The sequence below is a fragment of the Novosphingopyxis sp. genome, assembly GCF_965218915.1.
GTDB lineage: Bacteria > Pseudomonadota > Alphaproteobacteria > Sphingomonadales > Sphingomonadaceae > Novosphingopyxis.
In genome coordinates, this window is the sequence record NZ_OZ244708.1 from 3,011,072 (window position 1) to 3,027,781 (window position 16,710).

Below are 16,710 nucleotides of genomic sequence, written 5' to 3' on the forward strand. Positions count from 1 at the left end.
CGCTTCGCCCAGGCACCCGTAGCTCAGCTGGATAGAGCGTCGCCCTCCGAAGGCGAAGGCCACAGGTTCGAATCCTGTCGGGTGCACCATTTCGGTTCAAAACCACGAACGCCTAGCACCGCCGCCTCTACGCCAGAGGCGGCGGTTAGGGTTCGGAGCAGCTCGCTGCGTTGGCCGCGGATGCGGACCTCGTTCCGGCTCGCGACCTCGACACGCTGCGCGACTGCGCGCACCGTGTCGCGGGCGAACGTGCCGTCGCCGTTGCGCAGCTTTTTGCGGAGTGCGGCCGCGAACGCGCGCAGGCTCTCCGGCGTGATCGTCGGTTCGATCTTCACGATATGCGCCAGTGCCCGCTCGGAATCGCCTTTGGCCTGGTCCCGCGTCGCGGTCAGCTCGGCAATGCGATCCTTGAGCGATGGGTCGCTTACGTCGATGACGCCGTTCTCGATCGCATTGAACATGGCCACCTTCTCGGGACGTTGGCGCGCATAAAGCAGTCCCAGAGCCGACCCCCAGCTATGGCCAACTAGAACGATTTTCGATCTACCTGTCCTCGCGCGAACAATATCGACAACCTGGGTCCAAGTCGGCGAGCATCTGGTTGACGGTCAGGAGTCTGGTCGGTGCCGGAAGGCGCAACTCATCCTGCGGCTGACCTTCGTCGTTGGCCTGCCGGTCGCGATCTTCTGCGCCGCCTTCCTTGTCCAAGGCTTGCGGGGTTGGGACAACGTGCTCGCCGCCACATTGGTCGAACTCACGCCCGCCTCCGTCCTCGGGCGACTGGCATGGGGTTTCGCCCCGCGCCTGTCGCGTGCGCCCGTCATCACCGGGCTGCTCCGCCATCTCGCGGCGGCGTGCACCTTTGCCGTGATATGGACAGCGGTGGTCGGGATCGCCGTTATCTTGCTGCAGCCTGCGGCACGGGCCAATTTCTTCGGGCGTTGCCGTCTGGCACGTGCTGGCGGCGATCGATGATGACGCGCTTGATTGCGGTGTACCCCCGCTTTTGCTCCAACCCCTGGTCGAGAATGCCGTCCGGCACGGGATAGATCAGTGTCCGAACGGCGGAACGGTCAGAGTGGCGGCAACGATCGAACGGGATCGCTTGTCCTTGGTGGTTGCGGACGACGGAGTGGGATGCGCGCATCTGACAAACGAGTTCGGCTCTGGAGTGGGCATCGCGGCCACGCGTCGGCAGATCGACGCGCTTTTCAACAGCGATGCCCGGGTTGAGATTACGACTGCTGCAGGTACCGGCTTTCGCATCGCGCTCGAACTACCGGCGCTCCTACCGGGGCAAGCGCTGTGACGCACAGGATCAAGGCCGTCATCGCGCGTTCGCACATGGCCTTGAGCGCGGTCATGGGCAGTATGTTGGGCCGCCCAAGTTGACTGCCGGAGGGAGCGCGACATAGTGCTTCATTTCCGGGGCAGTGTATAGGCCAGATCGTAATAGTGCCTGCCTCCCTCGATCCTGACTTTGAGCGCGCCGCGGATGCCCACCAGTTCGCCCGAGCCGGAATTGGACGCGATGACGATATCGAGTTTCATCCCTTCCGCTTCGCTCATGATGCCGCGATGGAGCAGCACGAAGCTGCCATTACGCCCGTCGAGTGTGCCGTCGAACCGTTCGAGCGCAGCGTAGGCAGTGACGAGATTATCCGCGATCATCGTCCCTTTCGAAGTGCCGGCCAATGCGCCCGAGAACGATTTCGACATCGCAAAACGCGTTTCGCTTTCCTGTTTGACGGTGACTTCGAAGGTACCCTTGGCATGATGCCATTCTGCTGGCGCATTGGTAGGCGCGCCAGACGCGACGGCAACATGCGCAGGCGATACCGTCCAGACTATCGCCAAGCCAAGGCAATCGAGAAATCGGAACATCAGTGTCACATTTCGCATGGCCGTCCACACTCCCTCGAAAACTGAGCCCGACGCGCATCGCCCCAAGGTGGGTTAAGAGAACGATCGTTCCCTTAAACTCGGATCGCGGGGCAAAGTTCCTGACTGCTAGCGACGACGCTTGTTTCCGGATTTGGCAAGGCCGTTCACGAGCGCCTGGAGCGATGTCACCATCGGCTCGATCGGCAATTCAGGTTGCCAAAGCTTCTGCAAAACGGTGCCATGGAACGCGGCTATCAGCGCGCGAGCGAGCGCGTCGGGCGACTGCGAGCGGTCGAACTGGCCAAGCTCTTGCGCGCGCGCCACGAGCGCGGTGACATGGCGAATAGGCACCGCCAGCCCGGCAACGACGTGGCCGCGCATCTCGGGCTCATGCAGCGCCTCTGCCCAGATTTGCGTGCCGACACGGCGATCCGCAGCACCCTCATCGGTTTCCAGCGCCTCGACCAGCGTTCGCGCCAACGCCACTATGGCGCCGACCGGATCCGGGAGCGCGTGCAACGAATCCATAAGCGCGTCCTCGGAGGCGCGCCTGCGGATCGCAATCTCCGCTATAATCGCATCCTTGGACGGAAAGTGACGATAGACGCCACCGGCGCTGAACCCGCCTTCGGCGATGATGTCCCGCATCGTAGTACGATGAAAGCCGAGCCGCGCGAAACAGCGCCGCGCCGCGTTGATGATTTCCGCCCGGCGATCGGCGCGGCGCGCTGGTGTAATTCGAGGCATCAGCTACCGAATAACCCGGACTCGCGGCTTCGGGAATGTCTTCGAGGCTACAACGTCAGGTTGCAAACGCTGCTTGGAGCCAGCGCCTGTCCCATTTTAATCGGTTCGACAAGACTGGCGCCGCCTCGACGCATCGCTCCATATACCAGTCGCGCGCAAAATCCTTCGCAGCGGCGAGGCTCTCTTCCTTGGTCGTCTGTCGATGGTTGCGGCTGCCCAAGTAGGTCGCGCATTGCCAGAAGCGACTGTTCTCACGTCGATAGACGTGAAGCGCCCCATCCTTCAGGAGATGGATTTCGATTGGTATTTCGAGAACTCCAAATTGTGCAAGACATGTGTAAGTCTTTTTGGGGATCTGAATTTACCTAAACCATAGTTTTTACGTGGTTTTTTGTCTTACTTTTTTAGGCTTAACGCGATGCTGAGTCAGGAACCATTATCTTCCACATCGCGGAGCGCCATGATGGCCTGCTGCCAACCAATGCGAACGCCCGAGCTCGCGCAATTACCTGGATGTTTGCCGCGCTGAACACGGCAGAACCGCCGATCGTAGTGCGCGAAAACGCCACGGTCTTGGAATGCGACAGGAGTTGGTTTGAGGAGCGGCAGTATATGGTGGAGGATCGTATTCGTGATCGGCTGGGTGATCTTTCTCGCCGCCTCGGGAATGCCGACTGGCTCCATGGCGCGTTCAGCGCTGGAGACCTTCTGATGGTGGGAGTGTTGCGCCGGTTAGACGGATCGACAATTCTAAACGAGTTTCCGAACCTTTTCGCCTACGTTACCGCGCCCAGGCGCGGCCCGCCTTCAAGTGCGCATTTGACGCTCAACTAGCGGTTTTTCAGGAGCAGGGTGCAGTCGATCGAAGGTAAATGATTAATGACGGCTCACCGCTGAGGGCTTGCGGGCTGTCGCGACCTGATGACATTGACATCGGATTCGTCACAATTGGCGATCCCCCAAGCGCAGCGAGACGGTCAACACTCAACCGCGTGCTGACGGTCTGCTGGTCCGCAACCACCTGCATATCTCCAGTATGATCGCGACCCACCGGTGACGCCGCAGATATGCGAAAATGCGAGCCCATGCCCAATGCAACCGTAGTTTCTTGAAAGCACGAACTCTGGCTATCGCGTAGCGTTTTGAGCATGGAGATGCTCGCGAACACCTGTCCATCCCGGTATCCAGTTGTGCCCGCGTCGCGCGAACGCGCCGACAATGTCGCGATGGATGGGATGCCGATCCGGGTCGCGATCGCCGCCGACAGCCCGGACGCGGCGCGGCAGTTGGCGGTACTGGTCGCGGACCGTGGAGCTCAAATCGTTTATTATACCGTTGAAGCCACCGATCTTCGTGCCGCGATTGTTCGCAGTGGACCCGACATCCTGTTCCTGGGCGTCAGCGCCAATAGCCGCGAACGGATCGAAACGGCTGCGGCTTTGACGTCCGAGAATGGAATTTTGATCGCCCTCGTTGCCCACGATGACCGCTACGCTCTCCGCGCGGTCGAGATCGGCGCGATCGGATATCTGCTAATGCCTTGCGATCCACTCAAGCTCGAGCATGTGCTGAGTAAGGCTAGCCGCTGTCTCCCAAGCTATCGTCATGGACCGGACGTCCGGTCCGCGCGCGATTATCTACGACCAATAGAAACGCCGTCCGAACCGCTAGACCGGGGATACGAGGCCGCCCTATGGGTTCGTGAACGTGGACGTGACCAAGTACGATTACCCACGGACGCAATCGAAAGCATCGTGGCGCAAGACGACTATGCGTGCATACGCGCATACGGTCGGGAGCATCTGCTGCGCTCGTCGCTCGATCGATTGATGAAAAAATTGGATCCGTCGACTTTCATTCGCGTGCATCGATCGGCAGTGGTGAATATCGATTGTATCGACAAGATAACGCAGGCCCGTGCCGGAAGCCGTGCAGTGGTTCTGAAGGACGGAAGTCAGCACCCTCTCGGACGGGTCTATGGCAAGGCGCTGAAATTGCGGCTTATCCGATCCACTCGATAGACGCAGCGGGCGGACTAATGGCCATCTTGCTGCGGACCGCGGTAGCTGTCGATTGCTTCGAAGATCGCCGCGAGCGCCGTTCGCTCAGGCTCGTCCAACTCGGGTCGCCATACTTCGAATAGGAGGACCACGCGGGTTTGATTGCTATGATTCCAGGCTTCATGCTCGATCGAGTCATCGAAAATCAGGCATTCGCCATTGTGCCAGTTCCGCGTCTCGGCGCCGACGCGAAGGCCGCAATCTTGCGGCGCGATGATCGGTAGATGACAGATCAGTCGAGTGTTGAGCAGCCCATGGTGCGGATGGATGCGGGTGCCGGGTCGCAGAACCGAAAAGAGCGCCATCGGCGAGCGGTTCCGAATGATCGGCATCGGCAATCGCTCCAGCGCTGCAATGCTATTGGGACAAAGGCCTGCGTTCGGCATCACGAGCTGTCCACCCCGCCAGATGTGGAAGGCGCTCCAGCGCGGGTCGTTCATCAAGTGGTTGGCCGGCGCCGGACGGTCAATCGTGCGTTCGACATAAGGCTCAAGCCCGGCCCCGTCGGCGAGGATCGTCAACACTTCCTCACGGATGGCGGGAGCGGCGGCTTCCAGATCGGCAACCCACGCAAATTCGCCGCGCTCGAAGAAGGGACGTTGGGGCAACCCAGGGAAGTAGAACATCGACGGTTGCTGAAGATGCAACTCACTGCGGCCGAAAAGCAGGTCTAGCGCATGGTGCAACCGAGCGGCTGGCGCGCGCCCTCCGATTTCAAGACTGGCAATCGCCTGTTCGACATGCGCGGCGAACCGGCAATCAGACTGCGCGACGAACGCCTCGCCCGTACGAAGCATGGCTGCGAGCGCGGGCGTTATATTAGAGTCAGGTTGGACCGCTACCTGGAACGCGGTTCGATAGAAGGCCTGCGCCGCTCGATCATCACCGCGACGCGCTCTCGATGCCGCCATCATGAGCAATGCGGCAAGGTCCCGGCTATCGATCGCGAGCTGCCGGCTGAGCGCGGCCTCTGCAGCGTCACCGTCCTTACGGGCTTCGGCGGCCTGCGCGATCAAGGTCCAAGGGATAGGGTAATCCGCGGCGCCCGCCACCAACAGGTCGAGTTTAGACTGTGCGAGTAGCGGGTCATGCCGGCGCAGTGCGCCGATTGCTTCCCGCGTCAGCATTTCGGCCTCAGCTCGACTGAGGCGACTCACAGTCCCCCGGCATGCGCTTGCGTTCGCTCGCTTCCTTCGCCTGGAAGCGGAAGCGAGGCTTGGGCAAAGGCGTATTTCCATCCCCCCGGCGTGCGCACGTAAGTGTCGCTGAACCACAATAGCCGATCGAACCGAATACCTTCGCGCATACCGCGAATTCGGAGGCGAGCGGTGACGATCGCCGTGTCGCCCCAAACGCGAACAGTCTGCGTGCCGGGATCTTCATCCTGGACCTCGTAATTGATGAGCCCTGCTCGCGCCTCCGCGATGACTTCGTCGCGGGTCACCACCGAACCGTTGCCTAGGACAAGGTAAAACGTCGGATGCAGGATCCGGTCGATCGCTGAGGCGTCGTTGCGCTTGACCGCGGCTTGGAAAGCAAGATCAAGCGCCGATACGATAGCCGCGTCGGCCTCGGCGGTACGCGAAGGTGCTTCCAAAACTGTTGCGGAGGCGGTGTGAGCCGGGAGTGTCGCAATAGTCATCAGCTTTTCCCTTGCGATATATCCGGCAGGATCATCGCGGTAGGGCATCCGCTCACGTGTACCGTCCTAGTCATAATCGCAGCGTCTGCCCTACCGCGGAGGTGGGGCGCCCGCCAGAACGAGCGGCCTCTCCGGTGGACGACGTGACCCCTTACATAATGCAGTCTAGGCGCAGCACGCGAACTTCCCGGTGTCGCGCCCCTTTCGACTGCGGCAGTCTGTCTGGATAGATCGAGGCGCACCTCGAGGTGCTCCTGCAGCTCCGGGCGTCCTTGCCTGCTGCGCCTGCGGTTCAACCTTGCAAGGTCGGACGGTATCGCGCGCAGCGTGCCTTGACTTTGCATCAGCGCCGAGAAGGCGAGCACGAAGGGCAGCAGGTGCCAACCGTGTTCGATGCATTCGGTAACGGACTGCCGAAAAGTTCCGCGACGTGTATGACGAAGATAGGGAGTCCAAGACGGGTCAAGTACGGCTACGGAATGGGCGAACAGGGGATTCAGCTGCGGATGATCGGCATTTCTGAACCCGAAACGATCGATGTCGTTCATGCCCCTGACGATCGGGCCGTCAAGATCGAAATGGGTGTCCAGGATCAGGAGATCCGCCTGGCCATCGGCCCTCTCATAATAGCCGGTGATTACGCCGCTGCGCCCATTCGGCGCCGCATGCACCAACATCCCCATTTTTCCTTGTCCCGGCCCTTCTGCGGTCCATTCGAGCCAGAAGCGCTCACTGGGCATTCGCAGAAAGGGATTTTGCGGATGGAGGTACGGATCCGACGATCGGACCAGCTCGCAGCACCAGTCAGAGACCTCCTTTCGGAGCATATAGCGGGAGTAGACGGCGCTGATGTCGCTCGCGCGAGCGCCGACGCTGGTCAGCGTGAATCTTTTGCCGTCGTCCGCACATACAGTAATCTCAGCGGACGACGAGATGACCTTATCGACTAGGCGACCTTGTGACCGCCCTGAGCATTTGGCCGACCCATGACTGGCGATAGTCGGAATTGCCGCTCGACCCTCAGTGGTTTGAGCGAAATCGGGATGGGTAAGTGCACCAGCGTTGAATTGCAGCATCATGTATGCCCGGTGGTTTAAGAACTTGATGGACGATCTGCAGGTACAGACCCTCAAGCTAGGCCGAATAAGAGGTCCGGCGAATGGATTCCGATAGCTACCGTCCCGTTGCCCAACGTCACAAAAAAGCGGTTGAACCGTCGGTTCCACGAAAAGAGCGCGAGATCGAAAGTCAAGTTGCAACGGTACAACAAAGTTCGCAATATGCCGAACTGACTGGATCATATTAATTGAGAACCGGCCCGCAAGGCGTGGAGTTTCGGACATCGTAGCGATTGCTGGACCAGCTTATTCCCAAGGTCTCACGCTTTCTCGTTAGTAAACTCTGCCGAACGGCAATTAAATGCAGCTCAACGTCATCAAATGTGACACGGGTACAACGACTGGCCGATTTGTGACTATCGATTCCCTCAAGACTATTTACCAACGGAAAATAACTAGCAAATCTGATCCCTGAAACCGGCGCGACCACCAGCGACGGATCGCTAACCAGGGAGTTCACCATGACACGATCAAACCGCCTTTTTGCCCTTCGGGCAGGTTCCGCGCCGCTAGCGATCGCACTAGCCATTGCGAGCGCCCCCGCTCACGCGCAGTCGACGGGTGCACAGCCGGTTCCAGGGACGACCACTTCCGAGGACCCCGGAATTCAGACGCCGGAAACGCAGCAACCAGGCGACATCGTCGTGACGGGTACGTTAATCAAGAATCCGAACCTTGAGCAGTCCACCCCGGTCAACGTCACCACATCGGACGAAATTGGCTTACGTCAGTCGAATACGGCAGAGGACGTTTTGCGCGAACTGCCCGGCGTTGTCCCGAACATCGGCTCGGCGGTAAATAACGGCAATGGCGGCGCATCATATGTCGATCTCCGTGGCCTTGGGTCAAATCGGAACATCGTGTTGCTTAACGGTTCGCGCATAGTTCCGTCGAATTTCGTTGGTCGGGTCGACCTCAACAACATCCCGCTAGCGCTGATCGATCGCGTCGACGCCCTGACCGGAGCCGCGGTTACGACTTACGGTGCCGACGCGATCACTGGCGTCGTGAATTTCGTGACCAAGCGCAATTTTACCGGACTCGAGGTGGCTGCATCCGAGCAAATTACCGAGCGCGGCGACGGCAACATATTCCGGGTGGACGCGACGGTCGGCGGCAATTTTGAGGATGGCCGCGGCAACGCGGTCCTTAGCCTCGGCTACCAGCGCGCTAACCCCATCTACCAAGGCGACCGCGATTTCTCGGAATTCCAGATCGACTCTTTCTCCGGTACGCAAACCGGTTCCGGAACCGCGGTCCCGTCGCGGTTTAGCGGGACGCGGCCTCTCGACCCGACAACAGGTCAGCCGAGCACTGATCCAGCTGTCGGCAACAACAATCTTCGTCAGATCAATCCGGCAACGGGCTTCGCAGAGCAAAGCTTGTTCGCGCCGTTCAATTTCAACCCTTTCAACATCTTCCAGACACCCTTTGAGCGGTTCAACATCTACGGACAGGCCAACTACGACGTTACCGATCGTATCCGCGCTTACGCCCGAGGCCTGTATTCAAAGAACAAGGTCAGCACGATTGTGGCACCGTCTGGATCATTCGGCGAAAACGTCACGATCAATCTGAACAATCCGTTTTTGCCGACAGGCTTGAGAAATCAATTTTGCTCGTTCAATGTCGCGCCGGCGCCGGGAACCCCCGGCGGCCCGCCCACCGGCTCACCGCAGAATGTCTATACACCTCGGTTCACCCCCGCCCAGTGCGCGGCGGCCGCGGCCGCAACAGGTCCGGCCGATCCGAATTACCGCACGGTCGGTGTGACGTTAAACCGCAGAACGGTCGAGGTCGGCTCACGCCTCAATGACTATCAAACGCAGGTGTTCGATTATCACATGGGCATCGGTGGTGAGCTTACCCGCAGCCTGAACTGGGACGTCAACGGCTCCTACGGCGAAAGCGAAAACACGCAGACGTTTCAGAACTACGTCGTGACCTCGCGGCTCCGCCAAGGACTGCTGGTCAACGGCACGGCGACCAGCCCAATGTGTCAGGATACGTCCAACAACTGCGTGCCCGTCAATATCTTTGGAAACGCCGGCACGATCAGTCCCCAAGCGGCATCGTTCCTGTCGACCAACGCCACCGCGGCGAACAAAACCACGCTCGGCCAGGTGCAGGGAACGATCTCGGGCGATCTCGGCTTCGGATTGCCGTCGGCGACCAATCCGATCGGTGTTGCACTGGGCGGCGAATATCGCCGCTACACGGCGGAGCAGTCGGCCGACAGCCTTGCTCAGACGCCCGGCCAGTTGGGGGGTGCGGGAGGTGCCACGACGCCATTCCGCGGCGCGTATCACGTCTACGAGGCGTTTGGTGAGGTCATCGCACCGCTGATCGAAGATCGGCCGCTGTTCGAAAGCCTCACGCTGGAGGCTGGAGCGCGGTATTCAAAATATGAGATCGATGCCGCGGGCAGTCCCGGCTATGATACCTGGACCTACAAGGCTGGTGGCAGCTGGGAGCCGCTAAACGGCGTTAAACTGCGTGGCAACTACAGCCGTGCCGTCCGCGCACCCAACATCGGCGAGTTGTTCACGCCCCTGTCGGTGGGCCTCACCAACCTTGGCATCGATCCGTGTGCAGGTGCGGCGCCTACCACCAACGCCAACCTGCGGTCGGTGTGCCTGGCGCAAGGCGCTCCGGCAGGCACCATCGGTGCGATCACCAATCCGACGGCTGGACAGGCCAACATCAACGCCGGCGGCAACATCAACCTGCAGCCGGAAAAGGCCGATACGTATACTCTCGGTATCGTTCTTCAGCCCGATTTCGTCCCGGGATTCAATTTGAGCGTCGATTACTACAATATCCGGGTCAAAGACACGATCGGCGCACCCCTTCCCGGCGACCTCGTCGCCGCCTGCTTCGGAAACGTAACCGCCGCCAGTGCCACCGATCCTGCTTGCACCGTCATCCGTCGAAATCCGACGACAGGCGGGCTCGATGGCAGCCCTGCGACGACGCCAGGCCTTTTCGCGCAGAACAGCAATCTCGGTCGCTTGTTCACCGATGGCATCGACCTGATCGCGAATTACCGCCGCGACTTTGGCGTGGCACGCCTATCGTTCTCCTTTGTCGGTAACTACACCCACTCGACCAAATTCCAGGCAACCCCCACGGCGATCAATCGCGAATGCGTTGGCTTTTACAGCAACAACTGTGCGCCTTCACCGGGCGTGGCCTCGGGCTCGATCCAGCCAAAGTTCCAGTTTTCACAACGTACCACCGCCTCGATCGGTGATGTCGACGTCTCGCTGCTGTGGCGGTTCATCGACCGTGTCCGCTATGAGCGGCAACAATTTCAAGACGAACTCGACGCCGCGGTTGCTGCTGGAACCAACCCTGCGACGGGCTGCCCAGATCCCAGTGGAGCGGATCCGAATGGCTGCGTTGTCGATCCAGCGTTTCGAACCATTGGAGCGCGCAGTTACTTCGACTTGGCAACACGCTTCCGCGCGACCGAACAGTTCGAACTCGTATTCACGGTGCAGAACCTGTTCGACCTTCAGCCCCCTATTGTAGGCAATACCGTTGGAACGACGACCTTTAACAGCGGTAACACTTATCCATCAACGTACGATGCGCTGGGTCGCCGCTTTGCGGTGACCGCCAAAGTCGCTTTTTAAACACCTTCTTCAGCAGAACAGGGGGGCGACGAGACGCCGCCCCCTGTTTTGGCTAAGAGCGTAGATCCGATTGATGGAAGGCTACAGCACTTACATGTTCTTCACTTCCTCTAATCGATGCTGTTGATTCAGAATCGGAAGATTCCTGTCCGTGGGTCATCCTGCTAGCCTTCCATCCAGGTCGAACGGCAAATCTGCCGCCGCGGCCACCGCTCGTGCCCATTCGACCACCATTGCGATTTCATCACCGTGAGCTGATCGGACCTTTTCATAAGCTGACGTCCGCAGGTTTCGGTCGAACCTCTCGCCGGACTTGCTGTGCCGCGAGAAGACCGGTCCGGCTGCGATTTGCGATGCGATCATCCGGTCGACCGCCAGCTCGAAATGCGAGCCAGCAGCGGTGAGCGTCGCGACCGGGTCAGCGAGGAGGTCCTCGCTGCTTAGGGAGCAGACGCGCGAGGCGCCGTAGCGATTGAGAAGCTCGACAAACAACCGATGCTGGACCAGCCACCCGACCGCCGCGCATTGCAGGTCGGTCTGGCGAAAGATGTCGGTTGGCGTGAAGCCGAGATCGGCCACGCCCTCGTGGATCAACCCTTCGATCAACTCACGCGCCCACAGCCGGCAATGCATGCCTTTGCGCGCGACCGAGACGAGGAACGTTTCGAGAGGCGCGAAGAGGACGATGGCCTTGGCCTGGGGCCGGAGCGCGAGCAGCCCCGCGGCAAGCGGGTTGAGGATGTTGGAAGGCTTGATGATCACGGCCTCACCGGCGGACCACGGGCGTCCCAACAAGGCGAGCGCGCCGTCGAACAACCGGCCGGTTTCCTGAACGTCGATCTCTCCTCGGCGGCGGCGGCCGACGATGTCGTTCAAGATGACCGGTTCGCTCAGCCCCATGGCGACACCCTCAAGATCAAACGCCCTGACGAGCAGCGTCGAGGCGCAGAAGGCCGAATGGAAAATGAAGTGAACCGGACCAATCGGGGCTGCGGAAAGGCTGTCGTTCCATGATCGACGGACGGTCTGGCCATCAGCGCCAAGATGCTCGTCGGTGAGAAAGGGAACGGCGCGATGTCGATCGCGGGTCACATGCCGGAAGAACAGCCCATTCCCCGGCGCGAGCCGATGAGACAGCCATTCAGGGTCGGCAGCAATGGCCGATGTCGGCAGGACGCTCACTGCCCTAACACCGCTATAGCCTCGGGTGATGTGTACGTGCACTGCCGCGGTATTGAGCTGCACCAGAGCCAACTACGAGGTCCCTGCGAGAGCTGCACGCAGCGATTGCTTCGCGATTTACGCGCATCAAAGGGTCGCGACGTCTAGAAAAGCGATTAGTATAGAGTTTGTCATACGTTCTCGCGGTCTCACAATTTCTATACACTGGTCAATTGCTCAAGAGGTCCAGTTATCCATTATCGATAGCTACGAGCCCTAGATTACATCTCTGTCGAATCTTAGGATCAGACAAAATTTTACGCGCCGAACGAGTAAATGATTACCCGCAGTGGCTACTTTTTACCGAAAGCTGCGCTCCGGAAGGATCAGCTTCCGGTAGAGTCACTGCCGATCTACCAAGGCCCACGCTCGATCAGCGGGCATGCCGTAGCGCATAGCTTGATCGATCCACACCATCGCCAACGGCTCTAGAAGGCGTGCTGCCCGAAGAGGTCCTGCGTCACGGACCTCAAAGCCCAGGTCCTCGACCAGCGAGGCGACGAGAGCCTTGGCTTCGGCATCATCCCCGGCAACGAATTGAATGGGTCGTACCGCATAGCCGTCCGGGTCTGCCAAGACAGTGGCGCCCACCTGATTGAGCGACTTGACGACTCTCGCGTTCGTCCGCGCGGCAATAAACTCGGCGGATGACGTTTCAAATCCGAGGGACAGCGCCAACCCATCGCCGTCCGGCGTTAGCGGGTTCGTTGGATCGATCAGCACCTTTCCGTTCAGGTCACCACATTCGACGAGCGCGGCTTCGATTGAGTGGAACATCACCGCAAGCACGACAACGTCGGCATCCGTAACGGCCTCGGCGACTGTTTTGCATGGTGCGACGCCATGATCGCTTTCAGGATCCCGCACGCCCCAGGTCACCGACAGGCCTTTCGCAATCCACCCCGATCCGACGGCCCGACCGACGTTGCCCGCACCAATGACGGCGATACGCATATTAGTTCTCCTTCGCGAGACGGCGCCGGGCCTGTCGAGTGATTGTTAAAAGCAAGCCCGCTTCACTCGCGACGGTGAACCGCTGAACGGTTTCGTGCCATTGGTCATCCGCCCGCAAATTCGGATCTAAATTGTGACGGCGTCATTCCGAAGACGGCGCGGAATGTCGACGAAAAATGACTGTGGCTCGAAAAGCCAAGGTCGAGCGCAAGATCGATCAGACTCTTCCGGCGCGGAAGTTCGAACAATGCACGAGCCAGCCGCAGTCGCATCTGATATCGGTAAAGTGGCATACCTTCGGAACGCGTAAAGCTTTGCGTCAGGTAGATTGGTGAGACGCCAACTTGCGATGCAATCTGCGTCAACGACAACGGCTCATAACCGCTCTGGTGCAAGATCTGTTTGGCTCTTTGAGTGACTCTGCGGCACGCTTGGTCCACGCCTCGGGCCTCGTTGTCGGCAACGAGCCGCAGGAGGTACAAGCTGAGTTCTTCGCGCGCGAGGTTTGACATGTCGGTGAAAAGGAGACGGTGTACGAGCAGGCGCATGCTGTCAGTCACCGGTCGATTTATAGCCGACCACCATAGGGAACCCTGCTTCAACCCGATTTCGTCCAGGAGCTCTGCGTCCAAGGTCAGGATGGCACTGGCGTGTCCGATCTGTTCGTGCGGGTGCGCTTCCGAAAACTCTTGGCCGCCGGTGACGAGAAGCAATGAGTTGGCGTCGATCAATCGTTGTTCTTTCCCTATGCGCCAATCGAAGGCGCCAAAATAGGGAAACACCAATTGGTACTCGGATGAGTAGCCATGGCCAAGCGGGTGGGCTACGTCTCGGCGGCTGTCCTCAAGCAGCAGGCTGCCCGTATCGCTGATCACTCGACGGCCGTTGCAAACGTCTGGTCCGCAGCTGCCGGGCAGAATCCACGCCGCGGAGGTGACCGCGTCAGCAATCTCGTCGTGCTCGAACCACATGTTCACAAAATGCAGCCTCACCAATCTTCCTGCCGCTATCGACTTTACCTTTGATCTCGCTATCAAGATTCTAATGTGGCGGCGGGCACGACGGCAGGCGGCTTCCAAAGCGCCTCCACGATATTTAACCAAATAGGCCCTAATCCTTAATTTATAGAAATGTGGCGCGGCGATCCTGCATTCTGGCCGCATCCGCTCTATCGGAAGTTGCGAGGTCATCGGATCCCCTCGACTGTCCGCTTCTCGTTCCCTCATGATGACCGTCGTGCTCCAACTCCGATGTAGCGCAGTTGCCGATTTCCCTATCAACCGGTTGCCGCAATCCAATTACGGTTGCGGCGGAGGCATGTTCGTTGGGTTCGATGACAGGCCTCACTCCGGCGCCTGCCAATCGCTCGAACGGCGGACCGGCGCCGACACTTTCGAACTTCCGACGAATGTGTAACAACACCAGCGACCTGGTTGCTGGTTGCGCGCCAACCTCTTCTAGCGCCATGTCCAGCGATTCGAATGTGGCGCGCCCACGTCGGGCGACACAGGCGAAGATATGTGCCTCGACGGGCGACAGGGCTACAAATTTCTCTCGCCCTCTCACCTCTAGAGGATCGAAGGTGATGGTCACGGCACCTCGCTTAATCAGGAGATCTCGCGGATCGTCGGCTAGTCCAGCGCCGCAGCGGGGGCAGGACAGCTCGGCCCGCATTCTCGCCGTCGCCGCAGCTACCTCTTTTGCCCGGCAACACGCCGCTAGGCCGAGCGCGGCGGCGAGCGTGCCAACAGATCGAGCGCCTCGGCGCCGCGGACCTCGCCGATCGGGATGCGGTCGGGCCGCAGCCGCAGCGAGGAGCGCACCAGATACGAGAGCGAGGCGACGCCGTCCTTGGTGCGCATCGCGACCAAGTTCGGCGCGGCGCATTGCAGCTCGCGCGCGTCCTCGATCAGGACGACGCGGTCGTCGGTCTTGGCGACTTCGGCCAGCAGCGCGTTGGTGAGCGTGGTCTTGCCGGTCGAGGTGCCGCCGGCGACGAGGATGTTGCGCCGCTCGGCGACCGCGAGGCGCAGCGCCGCGGCCTGCTCGGCGGACATGATACGGCGGCGACATAGTCGCGGAGCGTGAAGACCGCCACGGCGGGCTTGCGGATAGCGAAAATCGGTGCCGTCACGACCGGCGGCAGAAGCCACTCGAACCGCTCCCCCGTCTCGGGCAGCTCGGCCGAAACGCGAGGGCTGCCGGTCGTAGTGGCGTAGCGTGCGAAGACAGGTGGACTGCGGGATCGGCGCTGGTCAGGTGGCGACACACTGAAGCTATGGCGCTAACAGCGATGGTCATAATTCAGAACCGGGCGAGAGGCATGCCAACGGCGCTTCGGGGTGGGTTGCTGATAGTCTTCTTTCGATGGCAGAGCCCGATAAGTGGCCGGTTCCCCAGGTGTCACAACCGTTCGGTTTTGATACCAGTGAAGCGATGGTGAAAATCGTCCAATGTCGGTCATTGAAAAAGAAGCGATATGCTTCGCTGGAATGAGGCGACTCCTTAGGTCAGCTTAAAGGTTCAAACGATAGCGAGGCGATTTCGTAGACCATGCAGCAGCCACCGGCCAGCAGGGCCGAGTGCATGGTCACGGCGATGCGCTGCGTAGATTATGAGGCCCCCGGCGGGAGTCGGATCGTCCTCGATCTGGAGCGGGACCAGTGTTCCCGCTGTGATTGGTGAAGCAACCAAATGTTCCGGCATTCGGCACCATCCAAGGCCGCCTAACAAAAAGTCGAGTCGACGACCGAGGTCTATGAAACGCCACAATCGCGCGCTCGTTAGACCATAAGCCGCGCCACCGGGATCGACCGGGTCGGAAAGAACAAGCTGGACGTGTGGCTCCAGATCGCCGCGCGTTGCGGCACGCCCCAGATTTGCCAACGGATGACCGGGCGCGACCACCGGCTGCATGGCGATCCGCAGCAGCGGGTAGGCGATTATGTCCTCTGGCACGTCCGGCAGCAGCAGGCAGATGCCGAGAGCCGCCGAGCCACTGTGTAGCCGCCGCAAGGCACCGCCGAGCCCTTCGGTCGAGAAGCTGACAGGGAGATCCGGAAAAGTCTCGCTCAACACGCGCAGGCTGTCGATCAGCGGCGCGGTGGGCACCAATGGATCGATCGCGAGCGTGAGTTCGGGTTCCAGTCCGTCGCGTGTCCCTGCTGCGACCGCCTCGAACCGACCGGCACTGGCAAGAACCAGCCTTGCTTGAACGACCAGAACGCGTCCGACATCGGTTAATAGAGGTCGATGCCCGCTGCGATCGAACAGTCCGACGCCCTGCGCTGCTTCCAGTGTCGCAATTGTCTGGCTGATCGCCGACTGGACGCGACCAAGCTTGCGTCCCGCAGCGGAGAAGCTGCCCGTGTCAGCGATCGTTACTAGGACGCGCAACTGATCGAGGCTCAGGTTACCGATCATGATCTATCACATTTGCCGATGGA

15 protein-coding genes, 1 tRNA gene and 2 pseudogenes are annotated in these 16,710 nt (G+C 60.2%); 7 read left to right on the plus strand and 11 right to left on the minus strand.

Features of this window, described 5'->3' with window-relative positions:
• The first annotated feature begins 12 nt into the window (after positions 1-12).
• Positions 13-89: transfer RNA gene (locus ACOQPC_RS14205), tRNA-Arg, on the plus strand.
• Between the two features lie 396 nt (positions 90-485).
• Here the strand turns inward: ACOQPC_RS14205 and ACOQPC_RS14210 are convergent.
• Positions 486-566 (minus strand): annotated as a pseudogene (locus tag ACOQPC_RS14210) (alpha/beta fold hydrolase); the annotation flags it as partial.
• A gap of 145 nt (positions 567-711) precedes the next feature.
• On the opposite strand from ACOQPC_RS14210, the gene ACOQPC_RS14215 reads away from it, so the two are divergent.
• Entirely contained in the window at positions 712-975 is a 264-nt protein-coding gene (locus ACOQPC_RS14215; RefSeq protein WP_420606366.1) for a hypothetical protein, read from the plus strand.
• Positions 956-1,309 (plus strand): sensor histidine kinase, encoded by a 354-nt coding sequence (locus tag ACOQPC_RS14220; RefSeq protein WP_420606367.1) that lies wholly within the window; start codon positions 956-958, stop codon positions 1,307-1,309. Before ACOQPC_RS14215 ends, ACOQPC_RS14220 begins: the two co-directional genes overlap by 20 nt.
• A 110-nt stretch (positions 1,310-1,419) precedes the next feature.
• On the opposite strand, the gene ACOQPC_RS14225 is transcribed toward ACOQPC_RS14220, so the two are convergent.
• Positions 1,420-1,914, minus strand: a complete 495-nt coding sequence (locus ACOQPC_RS14225) for a DUF3224 domain-containing protein (protein ID WP_420606368.1) — start codon at positions 1,912-1,914, stop codon at positions 1,420-1,422.
• Between the two features lie 96 nt (positions 1,915-2,010).
• Positions 2,011-2,631, minus strand: a complete 621-nt coding sequence (locus tag ACOQPC_RS14230; protein WP_420606369.1) for a TetR/AcrR family transcriptional regulator — start codon at positions 2,629-2,631, stop codon at positions 2,011-2,013.
• Positions 2,632-3,144: 513 nt separating this feature from the next.
• Here ACOQPC_RS14230 and ACOQPC_RS14235 point away from each other — a divergent pair.
• Positions 3,145-3,465, plus strand: a complete 321-nt coding sequence (locus tag ACOQPC_RS14235; protein ID WP_420606370.1) for a glutathione S-transferase — start codon at positions 3,145-3,147, stop codon at positions 3,463-3,465.
• Between the two features lie 314 nt (positions 3,466-3,779).
• Positions 3,780-4,652 carry a LytR/AlgR family response regulator transcription factor gene (locus tag ACOQPC_RS14240; protein ID WP_420606371.1) on the plus strand — a complete coding sequence of 291 codons (873 nt, stop codon included), beginning with the start codon at positions 3,780-3,782 and terminating at the stop codon, positions 4,650-4,652.
• A gap of 14 nt (positions 4,653-4,666) precedes the next feature.
• Here ACOQPC_RS14240 and ACOQPC_RS14245 read toward each other — a convergent pair whose 3' ends face one another.
• Both ACOQPC_RS14245 and ACOQPC_RS14250 read right to left on the minus strand, forming a co-directional pair.
• Positions 4,667-5,818, minus strand: coding sequence for an aspartyl/asparaginyl beta-hydroxylase domain-containing protein (locus ACOQPC_RS14245; protein ID WP_420606372.1), 1,152 nt, complete (start codon positions 5,816-5,818; stop codon positions 4,667-4,669).
• Between the two features lie 26 nt (positions 5,819-5,844).
• Positions 5,845-6,381 (minus strand): nuclear transport factor 2 family protein, encoded by a 537-nt coding sequence (locus ACOQPC_RS14250; protein ID WP_420606373.1) that lies wholly within the window; start codon positions 6,379-6,381, stop codon positions 5,845-5,847.
• A 329-nt stretch (positions 6,382-6,710) separates the two neighbouring features.
• Here ACOQPC_RS14250 and ACOQPC_RS14255 point away from each other — a divergent pair, with 329 nt between their 5' ends.
• A complete protein-coding gene (locus ACOQPC_RS14255) occupies positions 6,711-7,283 on the plus strand; it encodes a hypothetical protein (RefSeq protein ID WP_420606374.1) in 573 nt (190 codons plus the stop codon).
• Positions 7,284-7,912: 629 nt separating this feature from the next.
• A complete protein-coding gene (locus ACOQPC_RS14260) occupies positions 7,913-11,089 on the plus strand; it encodes a TonB-dependent receptor domain-containing protein (RefSeq protein ID WP_420606375.1) in 3,177 nt (1,058 codons plus the stop codon).
• Between the two features lie 156 nt (positions 11,090-11,245).
• Here ACOQPC_RS14260 and ACOQPC_RS14265 read toward each other — a convergent pair whose 3' ends face one another.
• The 6 genes and pseudogenes from ACOQPC_RS14265 to ACOQPC_RS14290 all read right to left on the minus strand — a co-directional run bounded on the left by ACOQPC_RS14265 (position 11,246) and on the right by ACOQPC_RS14290 (position 16,687).
• Entirely contained in the window at positions 11,246-12,271 is a 1,026-nt protein-coding gene (locus tag ACOQPC_RS14265; RefSeq protein WP_420606376.1) for a hypothetical protein, read from the minus strand.
• 381 nt (positions 12,272-12,652) lie between these two features.
• Positions 12,653-13,264: an NADPH-dependent F420 reductase gene (locus tag ACOQPC_RS14270; RefSeq protein WP_420606377.1), complete on the minus strand. Its 612-nt coding sequence runs from the start codon at positions 13,262-13,264 to the stop codon at positions 12,653-12,655.
• Between the two features lie 104 nt (positions 13,265-13,368).
• Positions 13,369-14,235 (minus strand): helix-turn-helix transcriptional regulator, encoded by an 867-nt coding sequence (locus tag ACOQPC_RS14275; RefSeq protein WP_420608158.1) that lies wholly within the window; start codon positions 14,233-14,235, stop codon positions 13,369-13,371.
• A 151-nt stretch (positions 14,236-14,386) separates the two neighbouring features.
• Entirely contained in the window at positions 14,387-14,857 is a 471-nt protein-coding gene (locus ACOQPC_RS14280; protein WP_420606378.1) for a hypothetical protein, read from the minus strand.
• A gap of 152 nt (positions 14,858-15,009) precedes the next feature.
• A pseudogene (locus ACOQPC_RS14285) lies at positions 15,010-15,467 on the minus strand (ATPase, T2SS/T4P/T4SS family); the annotation flags it as partial.
• A 320-nt stretch (positions 15,468-15,787) separates the two neighbouring features.
• A complete protein-coding gene (locus ACOQPC_RS14290) occupies positions 15,788-16,687 on the minus strand; it encodes a LysR family transcriptional regulator (protein WP_420606379.1) in 900 nt (299 codons plus the stop codon).
• Between the last annotated feature and the right edge of the window lie 23 nt (positions 16,688-16,710).